The sequence below is a fragment of the Sphingomonas sp. PAMC 26621 genome, assembly GCF_000251145.1.
Taxonomy (GTDB): Bacteria; Pseudomonadota; Alphaproteobacteria; order Sphingomonadales; family Sphingomonadaceae; genus Sphingomonas.
The window spans coordinates 42236-57520 of sequence record NZ_AIDW01000036.1; the positions used below are offsets into that span (position 1 = coordinate 42236).

Genomic DNA, 15285 nt, shown 5'->3' on the forward strand with positions numbered 1-15285 from the left:
TTGAGTGCATTAAGCTCTTTGTAAACTCAAACATTGCCCCTCTCGACCCGATAAGCGTCGCCAACGCGATTCTGCATCGCCGGCTTGAGACCGCGGGATCGCTGGTACGGTCCTCAGCGTAACACGCCGGGACGTCTCGCTACGCGCCCTCTTCGTCCCGGGCACCGTGGCGCACCCGCAGGATGATCACTCGCTCCGCCTCCACCCGATAGCGCAGCACATAGGGCCAGACGCTCGTCATCTCGCGCATCCCGCCCCCGGCATCACGTCCACGCTCGGAAAATTCGGCAAGACTGTCCGCGACGGTAATCAGTCGCTCGCCCAATGTCCGCGCCGCTGCGGGATTGAAAGCAGCGATATACGCGACGATCGCTTCCACGTGAGCGACCGCCTCGTCCGTCCAGACGATCGCGCGCAAGTCAGTCGCCGACGCGTGGCCGTGGCAGCGGAGCGTCCGTGTCCCAGGACTGTATCCAGCGCTTCACCGCTTCATGCGACACCAGTCGTCCCGCTGTGACATCAGCCTCGGCGCGGGCATCCGCTGCTGCCTCGGCAGCCGGGTCGACAGACTCGAACAGGGTCGGCTTCTGGTTCATGTGGCAGCATTCATACCACGCCCGCCGCATTCCGAAAACCGTAGCGCCCCCTCACCGCAGCCAGGACAAAACAAACGACCGCCGCACCGCGCTCGTCCCGTTCGGCACCGCCACATCGATGTCCTGCCGGTGGAACTGGCGGTACAGCACCACGCTCAGCACCGCGGCATAGAAGCACCACACCGAGGCGAAGGCATAGCCCTTCACCAGATGCACGATCGTCAGCCCGACCACGTTGAGCACGCCATACCCGCGCACGACGCGGTGCGACGACAGCAGCAGCGCGCCGCAGGTCGAGGCGATGTATAGCAGCGACACCCACAGGCGGCTCGTCACCGGGTTGCTATAGGCGATCGAATGGAACTCGATCGCGGCGCAGGTCGGCGCGATCACCAGCCCCGCCATGTCCCACGCGAACACCACTGCGCCGACGCCGGTCAGCGCGAGGATCCCGCGGCGGCGCCACCCCGGCGGCTCCATCAGCGCGACCGCGATCGGCATCAGCAGCGGCGGGATTCCGAGGGCGTAGAGCGAGAACAGGAACACGCTGTGATCGACCGCATAGCGCCCGAGACGCTCCTCGAGCGACAGCCACACCAGCCCTTCCGAAAACTGGTGGAACGCGAACAGCAAGGGCACGCTCGCGAACAACAAAGCGCGCGGTTCGCGGACGTGGCGCAGCGTGGCAACGCGATCGTGGCAAGCACGACGGCGGCGGTGAAGCTGGCGGTGGCGGAGAAGCACATGGTCGGTCCCTCGGGCGCGGAACCGCCGGGGCCTGTGTGGGGGGAATTGTGCTGGGTGGGAAGGGCGGGACTTCTTGAAGCCCCTCCCCTTTAGGAGCGCCGGGTGAACAGCGCCCCGCGCTGTTCAGGTCATGCCGGGGGCATGACCGACCCGGCGCTGGGTTGGGGGTGGGGCAGTGCCTCGCAGAGAGTTAAGTTCCGCTGGACTCCCCCACCCCCAACCCCTCCCCTGAAGGGGAGGGGATTGAGAAGAAGATTTACGCCCGCGCGCCCTCGACCACACCACCCGAATTATGCCGCAGCGCCTTGAGCACCGTCTCGACGATCGCGTCCGCATCCAGACCCGCCTCGGCATATTGCGCCTCGGGCTTGTCCTGGTCCTGAAACACGTCAGGCAAGCGCAGCGTCCGCAGCTTCAGCCCCGCGTCGATCAACCCGGTATCGCTCGCGAAGGTCAGCACATGCGCGCCAAGACCGCCAACCGACGATTCCTCGATCGTCACCGCAACCTCATGCGTGGTCAGCAGCTTGCGGATCAGCTCCTCGTCGAGCGGCTTCGCGAAGCGCAGATCGGCGACCGTGGTCGACAACCCCTTGGCTTCCAGAGCATCCGCCGCCTTTAACGCCTCGCCGAGACGAGTCCCCAAGGCCATGATCGCGACCTTGTGCCCCTGGCGGACGATCCGCCCCTTACCGATCTCGAGCCGCTCGGGAACCTCGGGCATCGCCACGCCCGTGCCATTGCCACGCGGATAGCGCACCGCGATCGGCCCGCTGTCGTGCAACGCCGCGGTGTGGGTCATATGGACCAGCTCGGCTTCGTCCGACGGCGCCATCACCACCATGTTGGGGAGCGTCGCGAGATACGTCACGTCGAACGACCCGGCATGCGTCGCGCCATCCGCGCCGACCAGCCCGGCGCGGTCGATCGCGAAGCGGACCGGCAGGTTCTGGATGCAGACGTCATGGACGACCTGGTCGTACGCGCGCTGGAGGAAGGTCGAATAGATCGCGCAGAACGGCCGCATCCCCTGCGCGGCAAGGCCCGCCGCGAAGGTGACCGCGTGCTGCTCGGCGATGCCGACGTCGAAGAAGCGGTCGGGAAAGGCCTTGGAGAAACCGTCGAGCCCGGTCCCCGACGGCATCGCCGCGGTGATCGCGCAGATCGTCGGATCGCTCTCCGCTTCCTTCAGAAGCTGCGCGCCGAACACGTTCTGATACTGCGGCGGCCCCGGGGGCGCTTTGGTCTGGACGCCCGAGATCACGTCGAACTTCTGGACGCCGTGGTACTTGTCCGCAGCGGCTTCGGCCGGGGCGTAGCCCTTGCCCTTCTTGGTCACGACATGGACGAGGATCGGGCCTTCCTCCGCATCGCGGACGTTCTCGAGCACCGGGATGAGCTGCTCGAGATTATGCCCGTCGATCGGTCCGACGTAATAGAAGCCGAGTTCCTCGAACAACGTGCCGCCCATGGCGAGCCCGCGCGCGAATTCGTCCGCCTTGCTGAGGCTGGAGGCGAACGGCCGTGGCAGCTTCTTGGCAAGCCGCTTGGCGAGTTCGCGGAAGCCGAGGAACTCGCGGCTCGACACGATTCGCGAGAGATACGCCGACAACCCGCCGACCGGCGGCGCGATCGACATGTCGTTGTCATTGAGGATCACGACCAGCCGGTTGCCCGCCTGCGCCGCATTGTTCATCGCTTCATACGCCATGCCCGCGGACATCGCGCCGTCGCCGATCACCGCGATCGCCTTGCCGGGCTTGTCCGCGATCTTATTGGCGATCGCGAAGCCGAGCGAGGCCGAGATCGAGGTCGAGCTGTGCGCCGCGCCGAACGGGTCATATTCGCTCTCGGAGCGCTTGGTGAAACCGGAGAGGCCCCCGCCCATGCGCAGCGTGCGGATCCGGTCGCGACGACCGGTGAGGATCTTGTGCGGGTAGCATTGATGCCCGACGTCCCACACGAGGCGGTCGCGCGGCGTATCGAAGACATAGTGAATCGCGACGGTCAGCTCGACCACGCCGAGCCCCGACCCGAGATGGCCACCGGTCACACCGACCGCGGCGATCGTCTCCTGCCGCAGCTCGTCGGCAAGCGCGCGCAGCTCTGTCGCAGGGAGGGTCCGCAGGTCCGCGGGAACGTTAACCGTGTCGAGCAACGGCGTCTTATGAGAGTCAACCATCGGACCTGTTTAGCGCCGGTCCTTCACGCTGTCGATTGCTGCTAGTTGCTTCCGTTACAAAGCGACATTTTCTTGACGGCCGTCGCCTGCGCGACCGACAAGGCGGCATGCGCGATTTTTCCCACCGGGTGGCGACCGAAGCCGACATCCCCGCGATCAGTGCGTTGATGGAAGACGCGATCACCGCGCTGCAATCCGCGTTTCTCTCCGACGCCGAAGTCGCAGCGAGTCGGTTGAGCATGGGGCTGGACACGCAACTGATTGCGGACCGGACCTATTTCGTCGTCGAGGAATCGGGTGCGCTCGCCGGTTGCGGTGGCTGGAGTTACCGCGCGACGCTGTTCGGCGGGGACGCGAGCGCGGTTGCGCGCGATGCACGGACGCTCGATCCGGCGACCGATGCCGCGCGGATCCGCGCGATGTACACCCACCCCGGTTTCATCCGCAGCGGGGTCGGGCGGCTCGTGCTCGCGTTGTGCGAGGATGCCGCGCGCGTGGCAGGGTTCAGGCAGCTCGAGATGATGGCGACGCTTGCGGGCGAACCGCTGTACCGCGCCTGCGGTTACGTCGAGATCGAGCGCGTCGCGCGGATGGCCCCGGCGGGGCCGCCGGTGCCGGGGGTGCGGATGGGGAAGACGCTGGGATAATCCGGAGCCGCCCGTCCTTCCTTCCCCGGCGAAGGCCGGGGCCCGAGAGCAGACCATCGATCGCCTAGCGCTGCGCCTTAGACAACCACCTTCACTACTGGCCCCCGGCCTTCGCCGGGGAAGCAACAAAGTGATCGCCGGGAGAAAACCCGCCGCTACGCCGCCTTCGCGGTCGCCGCACACGCCGCGCATTTGCCGCGCACTTCGATCACCGGACGCTCGGGCGCAAACCCCGCGTCGATCGCCGCCGTCCGCACACCCTTGGTCAGCCGGTCGTCGTCGAGATGGACGATCTGCCCGCAGGAATCGCACACCAGAAAGATGCAATCGTGCAGGCAATCGGGGTGGGCGTTGGCGATATACGCGTTCGAGCTTTCCACCCGCCGCGCCAGGTTGGACGTCACGAACAGGTCGAGGATGCGGTACACGCTGTTCGCGGCGACGCGGCGCCCTTCGGTCTTGGAAACCGCTTCGGCGATGTCATAGGCCGAGGCAGGCTTGTCGAACCCCGCCAGCGCGCGGAAGATGTTGGCGCGCATCGTGGTCCACTGCTCGCCCGATCGCTCCAGCGTTGCCTGAGCCGCCAGCGCAAGATCGGCGTCCTGCGGTTCATAATGTCGGTGCGTCGCCATGGATGGGAGATAGGCCCTCCCCGCCTTCGCTGCAACGTCCGAGCGAAGGTCAGCAGGCGGCGCGGCGGTTGAGATCGTGGCCGAGCGCGAGCGTCGCGACGCCGATCAGCGTCCACACCGTCTCCAGCCCGTCGCCGTCATGCGGCAGCGAAATCGCCCCCGCCATCATGCCCAGGCCGGCCGCGCCGACCACCGCGGGCATCATATAGCCGTGCGTAAAGATCCCGCGCCCGAGCGCGATCACGCCGAAGCCGATCGCGATCGTCAGCCCGATCTCATGGAACAGTGGATTGAGCAGCAACCCGCCCGCCGATGCGGCCAACGCCAGGAACACCGAACTCGCGATGCAATGGACGACACACAGCCCCGACAGCCCGATCGCCATATTGTCGAACCGCTGTTCGATCCACCGATAGGCGGGAGAGGAGGCAAGCGTCGTCATGCTGTTCGCCATGTGGCATGCCCTCCGCCAAGTTACAACATATCATCGCGCTTTTTTGCATGCGCGGGACTGCAATCGACAATCGACGGGTCCGGGCGTGACGCGTAAGACGGGATCATGCTCCAGGCATCCTCGCTCCCCTCGCGCGTCCGACCCCGTACGGTGTCGCTCTGGCTGTTTCTCGCGGCGGCGCTGGTCGTCGCGATGGTCGTGATCGGCGGAATTACCCGCCTGACCGAGTCGGGGCTGTCGATCACCCAGTGGAAACCAATCAGTGGAATCATTCCGCCGCTCAACGCCGCGCAGTGGCAGGCCGAGTTCGACAATTACAAGCGCATCCCCGAATATCAGCAGATCAACCGCGGGATGACGCTGGCCGGCTTCCAGGCAATCTTTTTCTGGGAATATGTCCACCGGCTGCTCGGGCGCGTGGTCGGCATGGTGTACCTGCTGCCGTTCCTTTATTTCTGGGCGCGCGGACGCTTGCCGCGCGGTTATGCGCCGCGGCTCGGCGCGCTGGTCGCGCTGATCGTGCTGCAGGGCGCGATCGGCTGGTGGATGGTGTCGTCGGGGCTGACCAAGCGCACCGACGTCAGCCATATCCGGCTCGCGATCCACCTCGTCACCGCGCTGACGCTGCTGGCGGGAACGGTGTGGACTGCACTCGACCTGCGCGATCTCGCCGCGACTCGGCTCGCGCGTCCGGCACGGCTGCGTGCCTTTGCAGCCGCCGCGCTGGTGCTGTTGTTCACGCAGATCATGTTCGGCGCGTTCACTGCCGGGCTCGATGCCGGCTACGCCTTCTCAAGCTGGCCGTTGATGGGGAACGAGATCTTCCCCGCCGCCACGCCGATGACCGAGCCGATGTGGCGCAACGCGATCGACAATCCGATCGTCGTCCAGTTCATCCACCGCTGGCTCGCCTTCGTCGCGGCGGCGGGGGTCGTCGCGCTCGGCTGGCGCGCGATCCGGGCGGACGCGCCGCGAATCGGCGGAATCGCGATTGCGCTGGTCGCGGGCCAGATCCTGCTCGGGATCGCCACTTTGCTCAGCGGCGTCGAGATCGTCGTCGCCGTCGCGCACCAGGCAAATGCCGCCTTGCTGCTGATTGCGGCAATTTGCGCCGCACATGCCGTCGGACGCCGGACAATCTGACGCAGGATAGCGGACGGTATCCCGATACCTGTCGGGAAACCCGCCGAAACCTTGACTTTCCGCGCCCGTCCCAGCATTAGCAACGCCAACGATGCCGTCCCCCGGGGCGGCATCCGTCATTTTAGCTATGTAAGGTCACAAGCCCCATGAAGGCGCTGATGAAGACCACCAAGCCGGCATTGCCGTATGAGGTGGAGAAAAAATGGATCATCGTCGATGCCGATGGTCTGGTCGTTGGCCGCATGGCCTCGATCATCGCGAACATCCTGCGCGGCAAGCACAAGCCGAGCTTCACGCCCCACGTCGATTGCGGTGACAATGTCATCATCATCAACGCGGACAAGGTGCGGTTCACGGGCAACAAGCTCAAGGACAAGGTCTATTACAAGCACACCGGTTATGCCGGCGGCATCAAGGGAATCACCGCGGGCAAGGTGCTCGAAGGTCGTTTCCCCGAGCGCGTGATCGAAAAGGCCATCGAGCGGATGATTCCGCGCGGCCCGCTCGGCCGTCAGCAGATGCGCAACCTGCGCGTCTTCGCCGGCACGGAGCATCCGCATGAGGCGCAGAACCCCGAGGTTCTCGACATCGCCAGCATGAACCGCAAGAACAAGGTGGGCGCATAATGTCCGACAACCGCCAGTCGCTGGCCGATCTCGCCGCTCTGACCAACACTCCCGCGCCTGCTGCTGCAGCACCGGCCGCCGCAACGACTTCGGACGCACAGGCCGAGGATTACATGGCCGGCAAGATCGAGGAGCCAACTGCTCCGACGATGCCGCTGCGCGAGCAGATCCTCGACCAGTACGGCCGCGCCTATGCGACCGGTCGTCGTAAGGATGCGGTTGCACGTGTCTGGATCAAGCCGGGCTCGGGCAAGATCACGATCAACGGTCGTGACCAGGAAGTGTATTTCGCACGCCCGACGCTGCGTCTCGTCATCAACCAGGTGTTCGGCGTGACCGATCGCCAGGGTGCGTATGACGTCGTCTGCACCGTCAAGGGTGGTGGCCTTTCGGGTCAGGCCGGCGCGGTCAAGCATGGCATCAGCCAGGCACTGACCAAGTTCGAGCCGATCCTGCGTGCGCCGGTCAAGGCGGCAGGCTTCCTGACGCGCGACAGCCGTACCGTCGAGCGTAAGAAGTACGGCCGTGCGAAGGCACGTCGTAGCTTCCAGTTCTCGAAGCGCTAAGCTTCCCGAGCATCGATGCTTGCGAAAGGGCGGTCCGGCAACGGGCCGCCTTTTTCGTTTGGGCCGCTCGGGCACGTCCTCCTTATTGATGAGTCGAACCATTACCTTGGCACGATAAGGACATGCCCTGTCCGTTCGTTTCGAGCGAAGTCGAGAAACCCGGCACAGCGCAGGTTTCTCGACTGCGCTCGAAACGAACAGTGGGGACGACCATTTACCCGATTGCAGGACCTGCCCCAGTGACCGACGACCCTACCCCGCACGCCACGACCCAGTCCGCCCTGCTGGACGGATCATCGGACGATGTCGTTGAGACCGCCGAGGGCACGTCGAATGGGCCGACGTCCTTCACCGAGGCGATCGAGCAGGTCGGCGCGGGGTCGCTGCTAGGCTATCGGCTCCAGCAGCAGGCGATCCTGTCCGATTTCGGGCTGTTCGCGCTGCAATGCCGCGACAATGACGCGCTGCTGGCCAAGGCCGCCGAAATGGCCGCGGACGGCATGCGGACCGGGCTGTGCAAGGTTCTCGAGTTCCGTCCCCAACAGGCCGACCTGCTGTTCCGCGCCGGAGTCGGCTGGCGCGCCGGGGTGATCGGTCAGGCCACGCTGAGCGCGGACGACAAGTCGCCCGCCGGATTCGCTTTCCGCAACGGCACGCCGGTCATCTCCAACCATCTCGAGGGCGAGGACCGCTTCCGTACCCCGCAGATCATGGTCGAACACGGCGTGCGCCGTGCGATCAACGTGCTGATCTCGACCACGGCGGGCGCCTGGGGCGTGCTTGAGGTCGACAGCCCGAGCGCTGGCCAGTTCGAGGCCGCCGACATCGCGTTCCTGCAGGGCTTCGCCAATCTGCTCGGGGTGGCGATGGACCGGCAGGAGGGCGAGCGGCGGCTGGCCGAGGCGCTCGACTATCAGAAAGTGCTCGTTCAGGAGGCGAGCCACCGCGTCAAGAACAGCCTGACGATGCTGTCGAGCATCCTCCACCTGCAATCCCGCAGCAACCCGCTGCCCGAGGTATCGAGCGCGCTCAACGAAGCGTCGGGGCACGTCATAGCGATCGCGCGGACGCACGACCAATTGTGGCGGCAGGGCACCGGGCGGGTCGATATGCGGGCGTTGCTCGAGGATCTGTGCGCGAGCCTGTCCGGACAATTGCCGAGCCTCGCGCTCGACTGCACGTCCGACGCGATCTCGATCGACGCGGATCAGGCAGTCGCAGTCGGTTTGCTGATTACCGAGCTCGTCACCAATGCGGCGAAGCACGCGTATGGCGAGGACGGCGGCAAGGTCTCGGTCTCGGCGACGCGTGACGGCGAGTCGGTCTGCCTCACGGTCCGCGATTATGGCGCGGGCCTGCCCGCAACGTTCGACGTCCGCGCAGGCTCCTCGAGCAGCCTCGGCCTGCAACTGATCCGCACGTTGGCACGCAGCCTGCACGGCAGCGTCGATGCCAAGTCGGACGGGGGCGCGCATTTCATCGTCACCTTCCCGGTAGAAATGCGGAAGGGCTGACCCCTTCTCGGATCCCTTCCCCGGCGAAGGCCGGGGCCCAGTCGGAAAACAGAAGATTGCAGGCGACCGTGCTCCATTACCTCCGCCATCGCCACTGGGCCCCGGCCTTCGCCGGGGAAGAGTAAGCAGAGCCGGCGCTAAACCCGCTCGCGCTCCAGCACCTCGTCGGGCTTGGGCGACATCGTCCGGCACACGACGTCGAACCGCCCGTCCGCGACCCGGATCTCGTTGAACGATGGCGGCGTCGTCCGGGTCCGCTCCGACAGCGTTCCCGCGCCGATCATCCGGATGCTACGACCGTCAACGTCGTGCGCGATGTCGAACGGATCGTGGACGTGCCCCGTCAGAACCGCATCCGCCCCCGCCGCCGCCAGCGCGTCGAGCGCATCGGCACCCCGTCGTGTCTTGGCGGAAGCGTGCGTGTCCGCCTCGATCAGCGGATGGTGCGCGGCAATGAAGATCAGCCGGTTCTCGGGCACCGCCGCGATCAGGTCGAGCGTCCGCCGCAATGCCCCGCGACTGACATAGCCCTTCGACCAGTTGAGCCGCCACTGCGCGCGCGCGGTCGTCACCAGCGGCACGATCGCCACGCCCGCCAGATCGATCGGCCGCTCGACCATTCGTTCGACCTTGCCCATCCGGCGATAGGGGCGGAAGAACCGGTCGAACAGATTCCAGTACGGCAGGTCGTGGTTGCCCACCTCGACCGTCACCGGCACCGGCAACCGCTGGAGCCATTCGAGCCCCGCAGCGAATTCGCGCCGTCGCGCGCGCATCGTCAGGTCGCCCGTCATCACCACCGCATCGGGGCGCTCGGCATGGACCAGCGCGTCGAACCACGCGATCGCGGCGGCATCCTCGCGTCCGAAATGGACGTCGCTGACATGAAACAGACGGATCATCGGACGCCTCTTATCGTTCGCGCGTGGTCAGGAACAGGTCGCGCGTCCGCCCGATGCGGACTTCGCTACCCGGTTCCAGCATGGCGGGTTCCCCGTCGAACAGCGCCAATGCGGGTTTCTTGCCACCCGTGCGGAAGCTGGTCGCGTGGCACTGCGTCACTTCCGATGCCGCGACCCAATCGCCGGTCAGCCATTCCCAGCCGAGCCGCGTGATGCTGCCGAAATCGCGCGCGTCGATCGCGGCGATGTCGAGCCGGTCATCCTCGGCGCGCACCAGCACCGCCTGCGCGCCGGACTTGAGCCCCGCCACGCCTTCCATCCGGATCCCCTTGCCGAAGGTCCGGCTCCACGCATGCCGAAGCGCGCGTCCCAGCCCGCGCAGGCTTCCGCTCCGCACGATCTCGCGCGCACGGACCCAACTCGCCGCCGGGCCGAGGATCAACCCGACGAAGGCGCGGTTCTCGCCGACCTGCGCGAACGGCAAAGCGGTCTTGCGCGCCCGGTCGTGCGCTGCGCCGATGATCTTCGCGGGGTCGGTGCCGCCGTGGAGCAGCTTGGCGAGCAGGTTCATCGTCCCGCCCGGCAGGATCAGGATCGACCCCTTCCAGTCGAGCAGCGCGGTCACCGCCGCGTTGATCGTCCCGTCGCCCGCGAACAGCACCGCGGTATCGACCCCTGCCGCGTCGAGGGATCGCGGTGTCGGCAAGGGTTCTTCGGGAAAGGCGGTGCGCCCGGCAAGCGTCAGTCCGCGCTCGCTGCAGATCGCCTCGAGCGCCTTGGCCTTGGCAGGCGTCGCGGTGCCCGATTTCGGGTTGGTGATGAACCACAGAGTCTTCATTGTTCCGCCAACGCACCAGTCCGCGAAAAGTCACGTCGGCGATCCCGCGTGCCACAAACCCCTGTCCCGCCGCAGGCGCTTGGTGCAACGGTAGCGCATGACCGACCCACGCGCCGCCAAACCGATCGCCGAACTCACGCTGCGCGGAGTCCTGCTGGGTGGGCTCATCACGCTGCTGTTCACCGCGGCCAACGTCTATCTCGGGCTCAAGGTCGGGCTGACCTTCGCGACCTCGATCCCGGCGGCGGTGATCTCGATGGCGGTGCTGAGCGCGTTCAAGGACGCGACGATCCTCGAGAACAACATCGTCCAGACGATCGCGAGCGCAGCGGGGACGCTGGCGGCGATCATCTTCGTGCTGCCGGGGCTGATCATGATCGGCTGGTGGCAGGGCTTCCCGTTCGTGACGACCGCCGCGATCACGATGACCGGCGGCATCCTCGGCGTGATGTTCTCGGTGCCGCTCCGGCGTGCGCTCGTCGTCGATACCGACCTCCCCTATCCCGAAGGTCGCGCCGCCGCCGAAGTGCTCCAGGTCGGATCGGGCGTGCGCGGCGATGGCGACGCGCGCGGTGCCGCGGAGAGCGCGACGGGGCTGCGGATCATCATCGTCAACAGCCTTGCCGCTGCGGGGTTCGCACTGCTCACGCAGATGAAGCTGGCGATCGCCGAGGCGTCGGTGTGGTTCCGCGCGGGCGCTGGCGCGACCGGCATTTCGGGCGGGCTATCGTTCGCGTTGCTCGGGGTCGGGCATCTCGTCGGCATCTCGGTCGGGATGGCGCAGGGGCTCGGCATGGTGATCGGCTGGTGGATACTGCTGCCCTATCTCACCGCGATCCACCCGGTCGCGGGCGGCGCAGAGACCTGGGCGAACACCGTGTTCCGCTCGGATGTGCGCTTCTTCGGTGCGGGCGTGATCGGCGTGGCCGCGGTGTGGACGCTGATCAGCATCGCGCGCCCCGTCATCGGCGGAGTCCGCTCGGCGCTCGCCGCATCGCGCGCGCGCGGCGCGGGCGATACGCTAGCGCTCGAGGAACGCGACCTGCCGATCGGGATCGTGTTCGGCGGATCGCTCGCGGTGCTGCTGCCGATCGCGTGGCTGTTGTGGAGCGTCATCGCGGGCGGCCCGCTCGCCCCCGCAGCACTCGCGCTGATCGGCGGGGCGCTCGTCTTCATCCTCGTGATCGGGCTGATGATCGCGGCGGTGTGCGGCTATATGGCGGGCTTGATCGGTGCGTCCAATTCGCCCGTCTCGGGGATCGGCATCCTCGCCGTCATCGCCTCGTCGCTGATGCTGGTCGGGCTGTTCGGACGCGGCACCCCGCCCGAAACGACGCAGGCGCTGATCGCCTATGCGCTGATCGTCACTGGCATCGTGTTCGGCGTCGCGACGATTTCGAACGACAATCTGCAGGATCTCAAGACCGGGCAACTCGTCGGCGCGACGCCGTGGAAACAACAGGTCGCGCTGATCATCGGCGTGGTGTTCGGCTCGCTCGTGGTACCGCCGGTGCTCAACGTGCTCAACACCGCGTTCGGGTTCGTCGGCGCGCCAGGCGCGGGGCCGAATGCGCTCGCCGCCCCGCAGGCGGGGCTGATCTCAACGCTCGCGCAGGGCGTGCTCGGCGGCAATCTCAACTGGACGATGCTCGAATGGGGCGTCGCGGCGGGGGTGGTGGCGATCGTCGTCGACATGCTGCTCGGGCGCGCGAAGCTGCTGCGGCTTCCCCCACTTGCGATCGGCATCGGCATCTACCTGCCGATGAGCGTGATCCTGCCGACGGTGATCGGCGCGGTGGTCGGCTGGTGCTACGATCGCTGGGCCGACCGCACCGCAAACCCCGAACGCGCGCGCCGCTTCGGCGTGCTCACCGCGACCGGACTGATCGTGGGAGAGAGCCTGTTCGGGGTACTGTTCGCGTTCGTCGTCGCAGGCTCGGGGACGGACTCGCCGCTCGCGGTGGTGGGGGCGGGCTTCGCGACGCCTGCGCTGATCGGGGGGACGGTGCTGTTCGCGGCAATGGTGGCGATCTTGTACCGGGCGACGATGCGGCGGGTGGTTGCGCAAGGGGCGTAACAGTCCACGGAAGTCAGCCGTAGCCTACTGAAGCGGCTATTCCGCTTCCGCCTAACTCCGGACGTTCCTAGCCATACTGCCCCCGCCCAAAACCTGCTACTTAAGACGAGATGGACAGGGCCATTTCGCGATGATCGTTAGCATTTTAATTGTTCTCGGAACTATGGCGCTAATGGGTGCCGCAGCTTGGCATGCCAACACGGCCCTGCCATCGGGACAACTGCCTATGGGGCGAACCAACAAGCCGAATACAAATCGCATCGTCGTCGTCCTACAAGCCCCTTTCGTTTATTTCGTTGTCCTTTTCATTATCCTGATCAAAGGAGTTTTTGAAGGCGAGGCGACGATATTCGACACAAAGGCGGTCTTTGCCTTGTTTGCCATTTCAGTCGTCATTCTGATCGCTCAACAAGCACAGTTTTGGGGAGTGCGTAGGATCATGCGGAAATGTGCTCATTAAAGCGGCGGCTTCCGAAACCTGCCAGTCCGCTTACCACCAGCTATTGCCGTTCAACCTGATGAATGAGGAGCGCACAGTTCACGCAACACGACCACTGCCGTTCGTTTCGAGCAAAGTCGAGAAACCTGCGCTGTGCCCTGTTTCTCGACTACGCTCGAAACGAACGGCGGGGAGGTAACGCACGAAAGGCCGCCGACCGTTCTCCTGCGTAAGCAGGAGTCCAGGGCAACAAACGCCACACCCGTAATCCTGGGCTCCTGGGCATCCCACCCCTCCCGCGTCATCCCCGCGGCGGCGGGGAGCCATACTGGCTGGCCGCGCAGAATATGGCGGACGGCGTTAGCGGATTCCCGGCTCCGCAAGCCCTCCGCGTAAAGGCAATCGGAAGTTTAACCGGCACCCTCACCCCAAAAACTGCCGTCATGCTGAACTTGTTTCAGCATCCACCGTGCAATAGGCACAGTCCGGACTCGCGGAGGGCTGGATCCTGAAACGAGTTCAGGATGACGGACGGCTTTGCAGAACGCTCGCCATCGCGGGAAGGACGGGTGGGTTGCACCGCGCCGGCCACCCCACCCAAAACCGCTACCCCATCGCCTCAAGCAACGACCCGATCTGAATAAACGCAAACGCCACCGAGCTGTCCGCCACGCCATACGGCACGAACAGCGTATCGCCATGCCGGATCGCGCCACACGTATAGACGACGTTGGGCACATACCCCTCGCGATCCTGGTTCGCCGCCGCGAGGATCGGCTCGCGCGTGCGGCCGATCACCTTCGACGGATCGGCCTTGTCGAGCAGCACCGCGCCGATCGCATATTTGCGCATCGCGCCGACGCCGTGCGTCAGCAGCAGCCAGCCCTCGTCGAGCTCGATCGGGGGCCCGCAATTGCCGATCTGCACCAGCTCCCACGGGAACGCCGGGGTCAGCAGCTTCTGCCCCTCGTCCCAATGCGTCAGCGTATCCGACTTGAGCAGGAACAGATTCTCGCCGTCCTGCCGGCCGATCATCAGATATTGTCCGCCGACCTTGCGCGGGAACAGCGCCATGCCCTTGTTGCGCGCCGCCGGCCCGGTCATCGGCACCAGATCGAACGCGCGGAAATCGCGGGTGCGCATCAGCTCGGACTGGATCACCGAGCCGTTATAGGCGGTATAGGTGCCAAGCCATTCGACCGTGCCATCGTCATGCGTGAACTGGACGAGGCGGAGATCCTCGAGCCCTTTCGACTGCGCGGCGGTGATCGGGAAGATCACCGTGCCCGACAGCGTCGAATCGCGATGCCGGAACACCGTGATCGGACCTTCGGGAAGCGTTTCCTCGTCGATCCCGACCGCATCCGTCGCGGTCGCGAACGGCGGCTCGGGCGCGAGCTTCAACTGGTTGCCGTCGGTGATGATCCCCTCGCGGAACGCGACCGAGGAAATGTGCCCCTCGCCCACGGCGCGCAGCGACATCAGGATGCGCTGCGATCCCGCCGGCATGCCCGACTGGTCGAAATGCGGCACAGCGCTGGGGTTCATCAGCGCGGCGGCGGCATAGCTGTATTCGTGGCAGAAATACGCGCCGATCAACTGCCGCTTCTCGTCGCCGATCTCGCTGCCGTCGATCCCGAGCATGTCCTCGATTTCGTCGTAGCGCGTCATGAAGACGCGGCGCGTCTGCCAGTGGCGTGCCTCGAAATCCTTGAGGACGAGTTCGAGCTCGGCGCGGGTCTGCGCCGCGTCGAGCGACATCACCGCGGCGACGATCCGCTCGGTCCGGCTTCCGCCGTTGCGCGACCAGGCGAGATGGAACGGCCGCACGACGACTCGGGATGGGTCGGCGTGCAGCCGCAGGGCATGCTGGAACAGTTCTATCACGCGCAAATTGCCTCGTTCAATGCCTTGGCGGCATC

At 65.9% G+C, this 15285-nt stretch carries 15 protein-coding genes; 7 read left to right on the forward strand and 8 right to left on the reverse strand.

All coding sequences use genetic code 11. The features are described 5' to 3' along the window. Positions 1–139: 139 nt before the first annotated feature. The 3 genes from RI03_RS16770 to dxs all read right to left on the reverse strand — a co-directional run bounded on the left by RI03_RS16770 (position 140) and on the right by dxs (position 3525). Positions 140–418: a type II toxin-antitoxin system RelE/ParE family toxin gene (locus RI03_RS16770; RefSeq protein WP_010218747.1), complete on the reverse strand. Its 279-nt coding sequence runs from the start codon at positions 416–418 to the stop codon at positions 140–142. A gap of 229 nt (positions 419–647) precedes the next feature. Further along, complete coding sequence (locus tag RI03_RS16780) at positions 648–1340, reverse strand: DUF6629 family protein (protein WP_238542422.1); 693 nt, start codon at positions 1338–1340, stop codon at positions 648–650. Positions 1341–1599: 259 nt separating this feature from the next. After that, the gene (gene dxs, locus RI03_RS16785) at positions 1600–3525 is read right to left on the reverse strand and encodes a 1-deoxy-D-xylulose-5-phosphate synthase (RefSeq protein WP_010218749.1); all 1926 of its coding nucleotides are present in this window, start codon (positions 3523–3525) and stop codon (positions 1600–1602) included. A 107-nt stretch (positions 3526–3632) separates the two neighbouring features. Here dxs and RI03_RS16790 point away from each other — a divergent pair, with 107 nt between their 5' ends. Next, complete coding sequence (locus RI03_RS16790; protein WP_010218750.1) at positions 3633–4172, forward strand: GNAT family N-acetyltransferase; 540 nt, start codon at positions 3633–3635, stop codon at positions 4170–4172. A gap of 155 nt (positions 4173–4327) precedes the next feature. On the opposite strand, the gene RI03_RS16795 is transcribed toward RI03_RS16790, so the two are convergent. Both RI03_RS16795 and RI03_RS16800 read right to left on the reverse strand, forming a co-directional pair. Beyond that, positions 4328–4804, reverse strand: coding sequence for a Fur family transcriptional regulator (locus tag RI03_RS16795; RefSeq protein WP_010162055.1), 477 nt, complete (start codon positions 4802–4804; stop codon positions 4328–4330). A 49-nt stretch (positions 4805–4853) separates the two neighbouring features. After that, positions 4854–5246 carry a MerC domain-containing protein gene (locus RI03_RS16800; RefSeq protein ID WP_010162054.1) on the reverse strand — a complete coding sequence of 131 codons (393 nt, stop codon included), beginning with the start codon at positions 5244–5246 and terminating at the stop codon, positions 4854–4856. A 117-nt stretch (positions 5247–5363) separates the two neighbouring features. Here RI03_RS16800 and RI03_RS16805 point away from each other — a divergent pair, with 117 nt between their 5' ends. From RI03_RS16805 to RI03_RS16820, 4 genes are all read left to right on the forward strand, one after another. Further along, a complete protein-coding gene (locus RI03_RS16805; RefSeq protein WP_026046808.1) occupies positions 5364–6401 on the forward strand; it encodes a COX15/CtaA family protein in 1038 nt (345 codons plus the stop codon). Between the two features lie 146 nt (positions 6402–6547). Next, positions 6548–7027, forward strand: a complete 480-nt coding sequence (gene rplM, locus RI03_RS16810) for a 50S ribosomal protein L13 (RefSeq protein WP_010162051.1) — start codon at positions 6548–6550, stop codon at positions 7025–7027. Further along, positions 7027–7593, forward strand: coding sequence for a 30S ribosomal protein S9 (gene rpsI / locus RI03_RS16815; protein WP_010218754.1), 567 nt, complete (start codon positions 7027–7029; stop codon positions 7591–7593). Before rplM ends, rpsI begins: the two co-directional genes overlap by 1 nt. A gap of 239 nt (positions 7594–7832) precedes the next feature. Continuing rightward, positions 7833–9107, forward strand: a complete 1275-nt coding sequence (locus RI03_RS16820; protein WP_010218755.1) for a sensor histidine kinase — start codon at positions 7833–7835, stop codon at positions 9105–9107. A gap of 137 nt (positions 9108–9244) precedes the next feature. Here RI03_RS16820 and RI03_RS16825 read toward each other — a convergent pair whose 3' ends face one another. Next, positions 9245–10009 carry a metallophosphoesterase family protein gene (locus RI03_RS16825; protein ID WP_010218756.1) on the reverse strand — a complete coding sequence of 255 codons (765 nt, stop codon included), beginning with the start codon at positions 10007–10009 and terminating at the stop codon, positions 9245–9247. Between the two features lie 10 nt (positions 10010–10019). Then, positions 10020–10847 carry a diacylglycerol/lipid kinase family protein gene (locus RI03_RS16830; protein ID WP_010218757.1) on the reverse strand — a complete coding sequence of 276 codons (828 nt, stop codon included), beginning with the start codon at positions 10845–10847 and terminating at the stop codon, positions 10020–10022. A 97-nt stretch (positions 10848–10944) separates the two neighbouring features. Here RI03_RS16830 and RI03_RS16835 point away from each other — a divergent pair, with 97 nt between their 5' ends. Next, positions 10945–12924, forward strand: a complete 1980-nt coding sequence (locus RI03_RS16835) for an OPT family oligopeptide transporter (RefSeq protein WP_010218758.1) — start codon at positions 10945–10947, stop codon at positions 12922–12924. A gap of 130 nt (positions 12925–13054) precedes the next feature. Next, a complete protein-coding gene (locus RI03_RS16840) occupies positions 13055–13384 on the forward strand; it encodes a hypothetical protein (protein ID WP_010218759.1) in 330 nt (109 codons plus the stop codon). Between the two features lie 585 nt (positions 13385–13969). Here RI03_RS16840 and RI03_RS16845 read toward each other — a convergent pair. Beyond that, the gene (locus tag RI03_RS16845; RefSeq protein ID WP_026046809.1) at positions 13970–15250 is read right to left on the reverse strand and encodes a glycoside hydrolase family 130 protein; all 1281 of its coding nucleotides are present in this window, start codon (positions 15248–15250) and stop codon (positions 13970–13972) included. Positions 15251–15285 lie beyond the last annotated feature (35 nt).

Excerpts from the sequence above, each read along its gene's own strand:
- RI03_RS16795 (WP_010162055.1), bottom strand. The coding sequence starts at position 4,804 with ATGGCGACGCACCGACATTATGAACCGCAGGACGCCGATCTTGCGCTG.
- rpsI (WP_010218754.1), top strand. The coding sequence starts at position 7,027 with ATGTCCGACAACCGCCAGTCGCTGGCCGATCTCGCCGCTCTGACCAAC.
- RI03_RS16835 (WP_010218758.1), top strand. The coding sequence starts at position 10,945 with ATGACCGACCCACGCGCCGCCAAACCGATCGCCGAACTCACGCTGCGC.
- RI03_RS16800 (WP_010162054.1), bottom strand. The coding sequence starts at position 5,246 with ATGACGACGCTTGCCTCCTCTCCCGCCTATCGGTGGATCGAACAGCGG.
- rplM (WP_010162051.1), top strand. The coding sequence starts at position 6,548 with ATGAAGGCGCTGATGAAGACCACCAAGCCGGCATTGCCGTATGAGGTG.
- RI03_RS16830 (WP_010218757.1), bottom strand. The coding sequence starts at position 10,847 with ATGAAGACTCTGTGGTTCATCACCAACCCGAAATCGGGCACCGCGACG.
- RI03_RS16825 (WP_010218756.1), bottom strand. The coding sequence starts at position 10,009 with ATGATCCGTCTGTTTCATGTCAGCGACGTCCATTTCGGACGCGAGGAT.
- RI03_RS16840 (WP_010218759.1), top strand. The coding sequence starts at position 13,055 with ATGATCGTTAGCATTTTAATTGTTCTCGGAACTATGGCGCTAATGGGT.
- dxs (WP_010218749.1), bottom strand. The coding sequence starts at position 3,525 with ATGGTTGACTCTCATAAGACGCCGTTGCTCGACACGGTTAACGTTCCC.
- RI03_RS16790 (WP_010218750.1), top strand. The coding sequence starts at position 3,633 with ATGCGCGATTTTTCCCACCGGGTGGCGACCGAAGCCGACATCCCCGCG.
- RI03_RS16805 (WP_026046808.1), top strand. The coding sequence starts at position 5,364 with ATGCTCCAGGCATCCTCGCTCCCCTCGCGCGTCCGACCCCGTACGGTG.